This is a genomic window from Rhizobium sp. CB3090, assembly GCF_029714285.1.
GTDB lineage: Bacteria > Pseudomonadota > Alphaproteobacteria > Rhizobiales > Rhizobiaceae > Rhizobium.
In genome coordinates this window covers 3,052,133-3,065,169 of the sequence record NZ_CP121662.1, presented here as the reverse complement: position 1 = coordinate 3,065,169, position 13,037 = coordinate 3,052,133, and the positions used below count along the sequence as shown (strand labels likewise).

Below are 13,037 nucleotides of genomic sequence, written 5' to 3'. Positions count from 1 at the left end.
ATGTCGATCCTCATCAACAAAGACACCAAGGTTCTCGTTCAGGGCCTGACCGGCAAGACCGGCACTTTCCATACCGAACAGGCGCTTGCCTATCACGGCACGAAGATGGTCGGCGGTATCCACCCCTCCAAGGGTGGCGAAACCTGGACCGGCAAGGACGGCGAAAAGCTGCCGATCTTCAAGTCGGTTGCTGAAGGCAAGGATGCGACCGGCGCCAACGCCTCGGTCATCTACGTGCCGCCGGCAGGTGCTGCTGCTGCAATTCTCGAAGCGATCGAAGCCGAGATCCCGCTGATCGTCTGCATCACGGAAGGCATTCCGGTCGCCGATATGGTCAAGGTCAAGGATCGCCTGCAGAAGTCCAAATCCCGCCTGATCGGACCGAACTGCCCGGGCGTTCTGACCCCGAACGAATGCAAGATCGGCATCATGCCGGGCTCCATCTTCAAGAAGGGCTCGGTCGGCGTTCTCTCGCGTTCCGGCACGCTGACCTATGAAGCCGTGTTCCAGACCACCAACGAAGGCCTCGGCCAGACGACGGCTGTCGGCATCGGCGGCGACCCGGTCAAGGGCACCGAATTCATCGATGTCCTGGAAATGTTCCTCGCCGACGACGAAACCAAGTCGATCATCATGATCGGCGAAATCGGCGGCTCGGCGGAAGAAGACGCCGCGCAATTCCTCAAGGACGAAGCCAAGAAGGGCCGCAAGAAGCCGATGGTCGGCTTCATCGCCGGCCGCACGGCACCTCCCGGCCGCACCATGGGCCATGCCGGCGCCGTGATTTCCGGCGGCAAGGGCGGCGCGGAAGACAAGATCGCAGCGATGGAATCGGCAGGCATCCGCGTGTCGCCTTCGCCGGCACGTCTCGGCAAGACGCTGGTGGAAGTCCTGAAGGGCTGATCCTACCTGTAGCAAGACCCGGACGGGCGGCGGCATCCGCACATCCCGTCCGGCTTTCGAATTTGTAAGAGCAGATGTGCGGTCCAAGGATCGCAGACGAAATAAATATGGTCGCCGGGTTCCATAAGCCGGCAAAGCAAACAAGTCGGGAGGCGGACGAGAGTGTCCGCATATCACCATGGCAAGGCAAGAAGCCAACGAGCAATTTCAGATCACCTCGTTCCTGGACGGCGCCAATGCTGCCTATATCGAGCAGCTTTATGCGCGTTACGAGGAAGACCCATCGTCGGTCGCCGACGAGTGGCGGTCATTCTTCAAGGCACTGGAAGACAGTCCTGACGATGTGAAGAAGGCCGCCAAGGGCGCCTCCTGGCAGCGCAAGAACTGGCCGATCCAGGCAAATGGCGAGCTCGTCTCCGCACTCGACGGCAACTGGGGCATCGTCGAGAAGGTCATCGAAACCAAGGTGAAGGCCAAGGCCGAAGCCGCCGGCAAGCCGACCGATACCGCCGACGTCCTGCAGGCGACGCGCGATTCCGTCCGTGCCATCATGATGATCCGCGCCTATCGCATGCGCGGCCACCTGCACGCCAAGCTCGACCCGCTCGGCATCGCCGCCCCCGTGGAAGATTACAAGGAACTGTCGCCGGAAGCCTACGGCTTCACCGAGGCCGACCTCGACCGCAAGATTTTCATTGATAACGTGCTCGGCCTTGAATTTGCGAGCGTGCGCGAGATGATGGAAATCCTCGAGCGCACCTATTGCTCGACGCTCGGCGTCGAATTCATGCATATCTCCAATCCGGAAGAGAAGGCGTGGATCCAGGAACGTATCGAGGGCGTCAATAAGGGGATCAACTTCAGCGCGGACCGCAAAAAGGCGATCCTGCAGAAGGTGATCGAATCCGAGGGCTACGAGCAGTTCCTCGATGTCAAGTTCAAGGGCACGAAGCGTTTCGGCCTCGATGGCGGCGAATCGCTGATCCCGGCGCTGGAGCAGATTCTGAAGAGCGGCAGCCAGCTCGGCCTCAAGGAAGCCGTGTTCGGCATGGCCCATCGCGGCCGCCTCAACGTGCTTTCCCAGGTCATGGGCAAGCCGCACCGCGCGATCTTCCATGAGTTCAAGGGCGGCTCCTACGCGCCGGACGAGGTCGAAGGCTCGGGCGACGTCAAGTACCATCTCGGCGCTTCCTCGGATCGCGATTTCGACGGCACCAAGGTGCACGTTTCGCTGACGGCCAATCCGTCGCATCTGGAAATCGTCAATCCCGTCGTCATGGGGAAGGCCCGCGCCAAGCAGGATATGAGCGCCACCCTTTGGGACGGCGACATCATTCCGCTCTCCGAACGCTCTAAGGTCGTACCGTTGCTGATCCACGGCGACGCGGCTTTCGCCGGTCAGGGCGTCGTGGCTGAAATCCTCGGCCTTTCCGGTCTGCGCGGCCACCGTGTCGCCGGCACGATGCACGTCATCATCAACAACCAGATCGGTTTCACCACCAATCCGGCCTTCTCGCGTTCGTCGCCCTATCCGTCGGACGTTGCCAAGATGATCGAGGCGCCGATCTTCCATGTCAACGGCGATGATCCGGAAGCGGTCGTCTATGCGGCGAAGATCGCGACCGAATTCCGCATGAAGTTCCACAAGCCGGTCGTGATCGACATGTTCTGTTACCGCCGCTACGGCCACAATGAAGGCGACGAGCCGTCCTTCACGCAGCCGAAGATGTACAAGGTCATTCGTGCCCATAAGACAGTGTTGCAGCTCTATTCCGAGCGGCTGGTCGGCGAAGGTGTGTTGACCGAAGGCGAAGTCGAGAAGATGAAGGCCGACTGGCGTGCTCATCTCGAGCAGGAGTTCGAGGCCGGCCAGTCCTATAAGCCGAACAAGGCCGACTGGCTGGACGGCGAGTGGTCGGGCCTGCATGCGGCCGACAATGCCGACGAGCAGCGTCGCGGCAAGACTGCCGTGCCGATGAAGATGCTGAAGGATATCGGCCGCAAGCTGTCGGAAATTCCGGCAGGTTTCCATGCGCATCGCACGATCCAGCGCTTCATGGAAAACCGCGCCGGCATGGTCCAGACAGGCGAAGGCATCGACTGGGCGATGGCGGAAGCGCTGGCTTTCGGCTCGCTGGTGGTCGAAGGCCACAAGATCCGTCTGTCCGGCCAAGACTGCGAGCGCGGCACCTTCTCGCAGCGTCATTCGGTTCTCTACGATCAGGAAACCGAAGAGCGCTACATCCCGCTCGCCAATCTGTCGCCGACCCAGGCCCGCTATGAAGTCATCAACTCGATGCTGTCGGAAGAGGCCGTGCTTGGCTTCGAATACGGCTATTCGCTGGCTCGTCCGAATGCGCTGACGCTTTGGGAAGCGCAGTTCGGCGATTTCGCCAACGGTGCACAAGTCGTCTTCGACCAGTTCATCTCATCGGGCGAACGCAAGTGGCTGCGCATGTCCGGCCTCGTCTGCCTGCTGCCGCACGGCTATGAAGGCCAGGGTCCGGAACACTCCTCGGCCCGCCTCGAGCGCTATCTGCAGCTCTGTGCCGAAGACAACATGCAGGTCGCCAATGTCACCACGCCGGCGAACTATTTCCACATTCTGCGCCGTCAGTTGAAGCGCGATTTCCGCAAGCCGCTGATCCTGATGACGCCGAAGTCGCTGCTACGTCACAAGCGTGCGGTGTCCGCTCTTGCGGAGATGGCCGGGGAAACCTCGTTCCATCGCCTGCTCTGGGACGATGCGGAAGTGATCAAGGACGGCCCGATCAAGCTGCAGAAGGACAACAAGATCCGTCGCGTCGTCATCTGCTCTGGCAAGGTCTATTACGACCTGCTGGAAGAGCGCGAGAAGCGCGGCATCGACGATATCTACCTGCTGCGTATCGAACAGCTCTATCCGTTTCCGGCCAAGGCGCTCATCAACGAGCTCAGCCGCTTCCGCAATGCGGAGATGGTCTGGTGCCAGGAAGAGCCGAAGAACATGGGCGCATGGTCCTTCATCGATCCCTATCTGGAATGGGTGCTTGCCCATATCGATGCCAAGTACCAGCGGGTTCGCTACACCGGCCGTCCGGCCGCCGCCTCTCCGGCGACGGGCTTGATGTCCAAGCATCTGGCGCAGCTCGCTGCATTCCTTGAGGACGCGCTCGGCGGTTAAAGGCGAATAGGGGGTGCGCGATGGCCTATTTTCATCTGAAACTTGTGCCGCCGCGCCCCAGCTTCCCGCATGACGCCACAGGGGAGGAGATGGCCGCCATGCAGCAACACGCCGCCTACTGGCGCGAACATGCGAGTGTCGGAACGGCAATTGTCGTCGGTCCGGTCTTCGCGGCCGACGGTGCTTTCGGCATGGCTGTCGTCGATGTGGAAGACGCCGCTGCCGCCAAGGCGCTTGGTGATGCCGATCCCGTCGTTCTCGCCGGGCTCGGTTTCCATATCGAAATCTCGCCGATGCCCTCGATCATTCTCCGGCCGCCTGCCGCCGGAAGTTCCATCTAAATTTTATAACGACGAAAAATCAGGATCTGAACAATGGCCACTGAAATCCGCGTTCCTACCCTCGGCGAATCCGTCAGCGAGGCGACCGTCGGCACCTGGTTCAAGAAGGTCGGCGATGCCATCAAGGCCGATGAGCCGATTCTCGAGCTGGAAACCGACAAGGTGACGATCGAAGTTCCCGCACCCGCAGCCGGCACGCTGTCCGAAATCGTCGTCCAGGCCGGTGAAACCGTCGGCCTCGGCGCGCTGCTCGGCCAGATCAGCGCTGGTAATGGCGCCGCGGCTGCTCCGGCCCAGGCTGCCGCACCGGCTGCTGCCGCCGCACCCGCACCGGCAGCCGCTGCTCCGGTTGCCGCACCGGCTTCCGCCATGCCGCCGGCGCCCGCCGCCGCCAAGCTGCTTGCCGAAAACAACCTCTCCGCCGATCAGGTCGATGGCAGCGGCAAGCGCGGCCAGGTCCTGAAGGGTGATGTCATTACGGCTGTCGCCAAGGCTGCCTCGGCTCCCACCGCCGCGCCTGCTGCTCCGGTTGCCGCCCGTGCACCGACCACCGTCGAAGATGCCGGCCGCGAAGAGCGGGTGAAGATGACCCGCCTGCGTCAGACGATCGCCAAGCGCCTCAAGGATGCGCAGAACACCGCTGCCATGCTCACCACCTACAACGAGGTGGACATGAAGGCCGTCATGGACCTGCGCAACAAGTACAAGGACATCTTCGAGAAGAAGCATGGCGTTAAGCTCGGCTTCATGGGCTTCTTCACCAAGGCCGTCACGCATGCGTTGAAGGAACTCCCGGCCGTCAACGCCGAAATCGACGGCACCGACATCATCTACAAGAACTACTGCCACGTCGGCGTTGCTGTCGGCACGGACAAGGGTCTCGTCGTTCCGATCGTGCGCGATGCCGACCAGATGTCGATCGCCGAGATCGAGAAGGAAATCGGCCGCCTCGGCAAGGCAGCTCGTGACGGCCAGCTCTCCATGGCCGACATGCAGGGCGGCACCTTCACCATCTCCAACGGCGGTGTCTACGGCTCGCTGATGTCCTCGCCGATCCTGAATGCGCCACAGTCGGGCATTCTCGGCATGCACAAGATCCAGGAACGTCCGGTCGCCATCGGCGGCCAGGTCGTTATCCGCCCGATGATGTATCTGGCGCTCTCCTACGATCACCGCATCGTCGACGGCAAGGAAGCAGTGACGTTCCTCGTGCGCGTCAAGGAAAGCCTGGAAGATCCGGAACGTCTGGTTCTCGATCTCTAAGGGAGCGCCGGCTCATGTCGAAATGGCCCATGCGGACGATGCGCGGACTCTTGTGCGCCGTCGCCGCGTGGATGCCATTCTCCGCTGTTGCGGATGATTTCGACGCCGGAAAGCTCTGCAGCAATCTCGATCTGGCGTCGTGGAGCGACGCCGATCTCGCCGGCCGGTCGATCACCGCCTTCCATATGGGCGATGTCGAACGGACGTCCGTCCGCATCGTCGCTAGCGATCCGCTGGCCGCGCCGGAGGGAGAATGACCTTGTCGGCGAACCACACGATGGCACGATTGGCCCCCATACATTGGGCGATAATGGCGTTTGCAGCCATTCCCGCGCCTGTGCTGGCGGATGAATGCGTGCAGGAAAAAGCTATCTACGGCGACGTGGAAAATGCCTACGAACTGCGTTTCGAACCTGTCGGTTCCGAGGCGGCGGCCGCCAGTAACAAGTTCAAATTCTCGGTGCGCAACACGCCGATTGTAGCGGATGGCGTGGTGATGCGCTCGGATGATCAACTGCGCGCCAACGGCCTGATCATGTTCGACTGCCCGGAAGGCGATGTGACGGGCGCGGATCTCCGCGCCTGCACCATATGGCAGGGCATGATCTATGCCTCCGATCGGACGGGCAATATCAGCGCCTTGCCGGCGGAGGGCGTGGGCGCTGCGGCGCGGCTGGTCCTGCCGGCGCTCGGACCTTCGATCCGTGAATCCTCTATCTGGGGCAAAGGCAAAGCGACCGTCGCCCCCTGGGATGTCTTGACCTTGAAAGGATGCGGCGAATGACTGGCAAATCCCCTGTTCTTCTCGTCACCGGCGGCAGCCGCGGCATCGGGGCGGCGGTTTCGGTTGCCGCTGCCCGGCAAGGCTGGTCCGTAGCCGTCAATTACGCCTCGAACAAAGCGGCGGCGGACGCAGTCGTTACCACGATCCGCGATGCCGGTGGGGAGGCGATTGCGGTCGCCGGCGACGTCGGCTCGCCCGAGGACATCCGCACCATTTTCGCAACCGTCGACGGGCATTTCGGCGGGCTGGACGGCCTCGTCAACAATGCCGGCATCGTCGATCGTGTGCAGCGTCTGGACGAGATGACGCCGGAGCGACTCGACCGGATGTTTCGCATCAATATTACCGGCTCGTTGCTCGCAGCCGCAGAAGCCATCCGCCGCATGTCCACCCGCCATGGCGGCAAGGGTGGCGCGATCGTCAATCTCTCCTCCGTGGCGGCCACGTTGGGCGGCGGCGGACAGTATGTCGATTATGCTGCGTCCAAGGGTGCGATCGACACGTTCACGGTTGGGCTGGCGCGAGAGGTGGCGGCCGAGGGCATTAGGGTCAACGCCGTACGGCCGGGCATCATCGATACGGAAATCCACGCTGCCGCCGGCCTGCCCGACCGGCCGCGCGAGATTGCCCCGCAACTGCCGATGAAGAGGGCGGGGACGGCGGACGAGGTGGCTGACGCCATCCTCTACCTCTTGAGCCCCCAGGCATCCTATATAACGGGCGCCATCCTCGATGTGAGCGGCGGCCGTTGATCGGAAAGGGCAGTGATCATGCAGTATGTTTTGGAATTCCTCGGCCTGATGGCGGTGTTTTCGATTTTCATCGTTGCACCGGGCGCTGATTTTGCCGTCATCCTGCGCCAGAGCATCGTGCATGGCCGCCGTGCGGCCGTCATGACCGGGCTCGGCATGGGCTTCTCTCTGCTCTTTCACGTCAGCTACACCATTCTCGGCCTCGGCCTCATCGTCTCGAAATCGCTGATGCTCTTCAGCCTGATCAAATGGGCCGGCGTCCTTTATCTGGTCTATCTCGGCATCAAGTCCTTCCGCCAGCCGGGCTTCAAGGTGAAGGAGATCGAGATCGGCGAGGAGGACCGCAAGCCGGTTTCCATCTGGCGCTGCCTGGCGACGGGTTTCATCACCAATGCGCTCAATCCGAAGCCGGTGCTGTTCTTCCTGTCGCTGTTTTCGACGCTCGTGCATCACGACACGCCGGCGCTGATCCAGTTTTCCTATGGCATCGGCATGGCGGCGGCTCTCGTCGCCTGGTTTGCCGGCGTCTCCGTCTTCTTCACCGTCAAGCCGGTCCGCGATCGTTTCATCGCCAGCGGCAAATGGTTCAACCGCATCACCGGAACGGCGCTCGTCGGCTTCGGCATCCGCCTCGCATTGGCGCGCGCGACTGACTAACAGAGATAGCAAACAAGGAAATTAAGATATGTCCTACGATGTGATCATTATCGGAACCGGCCCAGGCGGCTATGTCTGCGCCATCAAGGCGGCGCAGCTCGGTCTCAAGGTGGCAGTCGTCGAAAAGCGCACCACCTTCGGCGGCACCTGCCTCAACGTCGGCTGCATCCCGTCCAAGGCACTGCTGCACGCTTCCGAAATGTTCCATCATGCCGGCCATGGCATGGACGCGCTCGGCATCGAAGTCACGGCACCGACGCTCAATCTCTCGAAGATGATGGCGCATAAGGATGCGACGGTGAAAGCGAATGTCGACGGCGTCGCCTTCCTCTTCAAGAAGAACAAGATCGATGCCTTCCAGGGTACCGGCAAGATCGTTGCTGCCGGCAAGGTTTCAGTCACTGCTGACGACGGCAAGGTGACCGAGATCGAAGGCAAGAACATCGTCATCGCCACCGGTTCCGACGTTGCCGGCATTCCCGGCGTGCCTCTCGAAATCGATGAGAAGGTGATCATCTCCTCCACCGGCGGCATCGCGCTCGACAAGGTGCCGGCCAACATGATCGTCGTCGGCGGCGGCGTCATCGGCCTCGAACTCGGCTCGGTCTGGTCGCGCCTCGGCGCCAAGGTCACCGTCGTCGAATATCTCGACACCATTCTCGGCGGCATGGACGGCGAAGTTTCCAAGCAGTTCCAGCGCATGCTCGCCAAACAGGGCATCGACTTCCACCTCAGTGCCAAAGTCACCGGCGTCGAGAAGGTCGGCAATGGCGCCAAGGTCACCTTCGAGCCGGTCAAGGGCGGCGACAAGGTGGTGCTCGATGCCGATGTCGTGCTGGTGTCCACCGGACGCAAGCCTTACACGGCGGGTCTTGGCCTTGAAGAGGCCGGCGTAGCCCTCGACAATCGCGGCCGGGTCGAGATCGATGGCCATTTCAGGACCAATGTCGCCGGCATCTATGCCATTGGCGATGTGGTGAAAGGCCCGATGCTGGCGCACAAGGCGGAAGACGAGGGTGTGGCGCTTGCCGAAATCCTCGCCGGCCAGGCAGGCCATGTGAACTACGATGTCATTCCGAATGTGGTCTACACGCAGCCGGAAATTGCTTCTGTCGGCAAGACCGAGGAAGAGCTGAAGGCTGCGGGTATCGCCTACAAGGTCGGCAAATTCCCCTTCACCGCCAACGGCCGCGCCCGTGCGATGCTGGCGACCGACGGCTTCGTCAAGATTCTGGCGGACAAGGACACCGACCGCGTTCTCGGCGGCCACATCGTCGGCTTCGGCGCTGGCGAGATGATCCACGAGATTGCCGTATTGATGGAATTCGGCGGTTCGTCGGAAGATCTCGGCCGCACCTGCCATGCGCATCCGACCATGTCGGAAGCCGTGAAGGAAGCCGCACTCGCGACCTTCTTCAAGCCGATCCATATGTAATATGTGAAGCCCCTCCCCACAAGTGGGAGGGGCTTCACATGCCATACCTTCCGGCTCAAACCTTGCCACCGGTGGCTATGCGAAATTGGCCTGCCGTGCAAACTGAACGCCACCGTTTGGCGCGGTTGCGCAACGCGTTAACTCCCTCCCCTTGTGGGAGGGCTGGGAGGGGTCTTTCGAAGTGTCGATTAATTTAGAGCCGTCACGGTGAAACCCTGCTTGCGCAGCAGTTCCACGAGACCTTGATCGCCCACAAGATGCAATGCGCCGACGGCGATGAAGGCGTTGCCTTTGGCGAGGATGGGTGCGGCGCGCTCCGCCATCACCTTGTTGCGGTCAAGAATGATGCGCTGTTCGAAGGTGGCGGTGTCTTCGTCGGATAGCGTCTCGTCTGGTTCGATAGTCTTCAGCATCGGTATCATCGCGCCGATATTGCCGGCGAGATAGAGATCGGTCATGGTTTCGTTGACGTCGTTGATCTTGTCGCCGAGTTCCAGCGTCTGGATCAGTGATTTCAGGTGAAGCTTGACCGGCAGATCGCTCATCGCCTTGGCCTGTTCGGCCAGTGTCTCAAGGCCCTTGACCTGCCTGCCGCTAGCGGCCGAGTCGCTCGCAAGCTTCTGATCGAGGAACTTCATGCCGGCCGCTTTGCGGCGGACTTCACAGCTCGTCATTTCGAAGGAACTCGAAATCAACCAGGGTTGCATATGGGCGACAGCGGCGAGCGGCACGCCGCGCTGTTTGAGGCCGGCTTCCAGCTTGGCATTCTCTTCGGGCGACAGATGCTGGCTGATGGTCGAGCCGTCGGTCAGCATGGTCAAAGACGGATTGACGAAGAGCGCCGCCGCCGCTTTCTTATCGTCAAGGATTTCGTCGGATTCGACGACGATCGTATCGGCCGCAGCACTTGCTTCGGCAGCACCCTTCGGCATGGTCAGCACGCGTGCGTCGCTGACATGCATGGTGCCGAGCAGCCAGGAGGGTTTCAGGCCAGGCTTTTCGATCTTCCAGAAAATACTTTTGCCGTTCGCCACCTTGTCACCCTCGGCGAGGATCGAGGCATATTTCGCGGGGTCGCTTTTCTGCAGTTCAGCCATCAGATCCTTGCCGCCGCAGCTATCGGACGTTGCCTCTTTGAGTAAGGCTCCGATTTTGGCGAAATCGTCTTTCTGCAGCTTTCCAAACGGATCTTTGGCACTACCGCCACCGGATGCCGTCTCGGCGGCATGCGCCGGCTGCAAGCTCAGTATGGTTGATATCAACAGAGCTGACAGCATCAACGGAAAGGCTGCGGCGAGCCAAAGGAGGAGGTCGCCGATTGCCGGTTTCATCGACCGCATCGTCTTAGGTTCGAGGGCAGAAATCATCTAAACCTTCCGCTGGCAGAGGGCACGACTCCTAAAGCGCTAACATGGCTTTCGCGAGACATGCCGATACATGCTTCTGCTCTATCCGCCTGAGACGCATATTCCCTTAACGCGAGAGGTTAATGCTTTCTTATGCCCGCGGATGAGCCCGATCATAAACCTCCAGCAGCCGTGACGAATCGACGCCGGTATAGACCTGTGTCGTCGAAAGGCTGGCATGGCCGAGCAATTCCTGGATCGTGCGCAGGTCGCCGCCACCTGCGAGCAGATGCGTGGCGAAAGAATGGCGCAGCGCGTGCGGCGTCGCCGTGTCCGGTAGCCCGAAGGCGCTGCGCAGCTTCTGCATGCCGCGCTGGATGATGCCGGGCTGCAACTTGCCGCCGCGTGCGCCGCGAAAGAGCGGTGTGCCTTCGTCGAGATGATAGGGGCAGAGCGCGCGGTATCTTTCGACCGCTTCGACGACGATGGGCAGCAGCGGCACCAGCCGAGTCTTGTTTCCCTTGCCGGTGATGCGCAGCGCTGTCGCGCCGGGGCGCACGTCTTCCGGCGTCAAGTCCAATGCTTCGGAGATACGCAGGCCGCAGCCATAGAGCAGGGTCAGCACCGCCGTATCGCGCGCGGCGATCCACGGCTCGTCATGCATCTGCGCCTGGTCGCTAACGACGGTGATTGCCTGGGTATCGGAAAGCGGTTTCGGCAGCGATTTCGGCTGTTTCGGCGACCGCACCGCGCCAGCGCCGGCCGCATTCACCAGCCCCTTCTTTTCGAGATAGCGCAGCAACGAACGAAGGCCGGCGAGGTTGCGCCCGAGCGAACGTGCTCCCGCGCCATCCTTGCGGCGCGCAGCCAGAAAACCGCGGAAGTCGGCGGGACGCAACGCGTGGATGTCCTTGATCGTCGCCGGGCCGCCGAGATGGCCGGTCAGAAACGTCAGGAATTGCCGCGTGTCGCGCTCGTAGGCATCCAGCGTATGAGCGGAAAGCCGCCGTTCCTCACCGAGCGTCTCCAGCCATCGGCTGCGCTCGGCCATCAACTCGGGAGCGGCGATAATCAGCAACTCGTTCAGTGGAAAACCCCTTGAAATGCAAATTCATTCTGCCACTTTGAAGGAGGGAAGGTTATGGAATCGCTAACATTCCTACTGTGCCGTGCCTCTCTTTTGCGTACGGAAAGATCGCAGTAGTCCTTTTCAACTGCGTATAGGCTGGTCCTTAAGTCAATATCGATTTAAGCGGGTATACGCGAGGCGTTCGTCATGCTTCGATCATATTCGATTGCGATAGAGTATAACCCAACCATCCAGGGCATTTCATGGCACGTCGCGGTTCGATAACTGCATTGGGACAACTTGCAGAAGCGATCGCTTTGGTGTCTCAGGGCCAGCCCGGACATATCGTCGATACGCTGATCGCCGAGCGTGGCCAGAAGATCGTTCGCAACCCGCTTTGGCCGTTGATGCGGCCCTTTCTCTACACGCTGCTGCGCTATAACAAGGCGATCGAATTTGCCGACGATGTCGCCAATCTGCCGGGTTTCCAGTGCTTCGAATATATGAGCGATCTGCTCAAACTGGATATTGGGGTGACCCATGCCGAGCGCATCCCGGCTTCCGGCGGCTTCATTCTCGTCAGCAACCACCCGACCGGCATTGCCGACGGCGTCGCCGTTTTCGATCTTCTGAAGACGCGCCGGCCCGATATGATGGTTTTCGCCAATCGCGACGCTGTCCGCGTCAATCCGCGATTCGCCGAGATGATCATCCCCGTCGAATGGCGTGAGGAATATAAAAGCAAGCTGAAGACGCGCGAAACGCTGCAGCTCACCAATCGCGCCGTTGCCGAGGGCAAGGTCACTGTGCTCTTTCCCTCCGGCCGCATTGCCTATTGGGCCAACGGCAGGCTGAACGAGCGGCCATGGAAGACCTCGGCGGTGGGGCTGGCGCGCAAGTATAATCTGCCGATCCTGCCGGTGCATCTGACGGCGCGCAATTCCGGGCTGTTCTATTGGTTTGCCAAATGGTCGACGGAACTGCGTGACATGACGGTGTTCCACGAACTCCTCAACAAGCGCGGCGACCGCTTCGATTTCATGATCGGCAATCTCATTCCGGTCGAGCAACTGGACGGCGAGGTCAACGAAGTGACGAAGGCGCTGGAGAAGCACACCGTCTTCGATCTGGCGGCGGACGGAAATGCGACTTTCACGCCGATTGCTCCTGCGATCACCGTCCAGGATACGGCGGCGGCGGTCGCGGAACATTCCGCTTGACGGCGTTGGTTGTTGCGTGGACAGCCCTGGCTTTTGAGATCGATTTTTGTCCTGTCGTCGGTACATTGCGAACGCTGAACCAAAGGACGCGTGATGGTATAAAG

General features: G+C 61.0%; 12 protein-coding genes. 10 read left to right on the top strand and 2 right to left on the bottom strand.

The features are described from left to right. The 9 genes from sucD (at position 1) to lpdA (ending at position 9,298) form a co-directional block, all read left to right on the top strand. The gene (gene sucD, locus QA646_RS14720; protein WP_028751285.1) at positions 1–903 is read left to right on the top strand and encodes a succinate--CoA ligase subunit alpha; all 903 of its coding nucleotides are present in this window, start codon (positions 1–3) and stop codon (positions 901–903) included. A gap of 178 nt (positions 904–1,081) precedes the next feature. Beyond that, entirely contained in the window at positions 1,082–4,066 is a 2,985-nt protein-coding gene (locus tag QA646_RS14715) for a 2-oxoglutarate dehydrogenase E1 component (protein ID WP_283056158.1), read from the top strand. A 20-nt stretch (positions 4,067–4,086) separates the two neighbouring features. Next, positions 4,087–4,407: a YciI family protein gene (locus QA646_RS14710; RefSeq protein ID WP_283056157.1), complete on the top strand. Its 321-nt coding sequence runs from the start codon at positions 4,087–4,089 to the stop codon at positions 4,405–4,407. A gap of 33 nt (positions 4,408–4,440) precedes the next feature. Next, positions 4,441–5,670 carry a 2-oxoglutarate dehydrogenase complex dihydrolipoyllysine-residue succinyltransferase gene (gene odhB / locus QA646_RS14705; protein WP_283056156.1) on the top strand — a complete coding sequence of 410 codons (1,230 nt, stop codon included), beginning with the start codon at positions 4,441–4,443 and terminating at the stop codon, positions 5,668–5,670. A 14-nt stretch (positions 5,671–5,684) separates the two neighbouring features. After that, positions 5,685–5,927, top strand: a complete 243-nt coding sequence (locus QA646_RS14700) for a hypothetical protein (RefSeq protein ID WP_283056155.1) — start codon at positions 5,685–5,687, stop codon at positions 5,925–5,927. Positions 5,928–5,980: 53 nt separating this feature from the next. Continuing rightward, entirely contained in the window at positions 5,981–6,454 is a 474-nt protein-coding gene (locus QA646_RS14695; RefSeq protein WP_283058880.1) for a hypothetical protein, read from the top strand. Further along, a complete protein-coding gene (locus QA646_RS14690; protein WP_283056154.1) occupies positions 6,451–7,206 on the top strand; it encodes an SDR family oxidoreductase in 756 nt (251 codons plus the stop codon). The genes QA646_RS14695 and QA646_RS14690 overlap by 4 nt, the downstream gene beginning before the upstream one ends. A gap of 18 nt (positions 7,207–7,224) precedes the next feature. Next, positions 7,225–7,863 (top strand): LysE family transporter, encoded by a 639-nt coding sequence (locus QA646_RS14685; RefSeq protein ID WP_283056153.1) that lies wholly within the window; start codon positions 7,225–7,227, stop codon positions 7,861–7,863. Between the two features lie 28 nt (positions 7,864–7,891). Then, a complete protein-coding gene (gene lpdA / locus QA646_RS14680) occupies positions 7,892–9,298 on the top strand; it encodes a dihydrolipoyl dehydrogenase (protein WP_283056152.1) in 1,407 nt (468 codons plus the stop codon). 188 nt (positions 9,299–9,486) lie between these two features. On the opposite strand, the gene QA646_RS14675 is transcribed toward lpdA, so the two are convergent. Together QA646_RS14675 and QA646_RS14670 are read right to left on the bottom strand one after the other, a co-directional pair. Further along, a complete protein-coding gene (locus tag QA646_RS14675) occupies positions 9,487–10,665 on the bottom strand; it encodes a TraB/GumN family protein (protein WP_283056151.1) in 1,179 nt (392 codons plus the stop codon). Positions 10,666–10,795: 130 nt separating this feature from the next. Next, positions 10,796–11,731 (bottom strand): tyrosine recombinase XerC, encoded by a 936-nt coding sequence (locus tag QA646_RS14670; protein WP_283058879.1) that lies wholly within the window; start codon positions 11,729–11,731, stop codon positions 10,796–10,798. 245 nt (positions 11,732–11,976) lie between these two features. On the opposite strand from QA646_RS14670, the gene QA646_RS14665 reads away from it, so the two are divergent. Continuing rightward, on the top strand, positions 11,977–12,933 hold the full coding sequence (locus QA646_RS14665) for a GNAT family N-acetyltransferase (protein ID WP_283056150.1): 957 nt from the start codon (positions 11,977–11,979) through the stop codon (positions 12,931–12,933). Positions 12,934–13,037 lie beyond the last annotated feature (104 nt).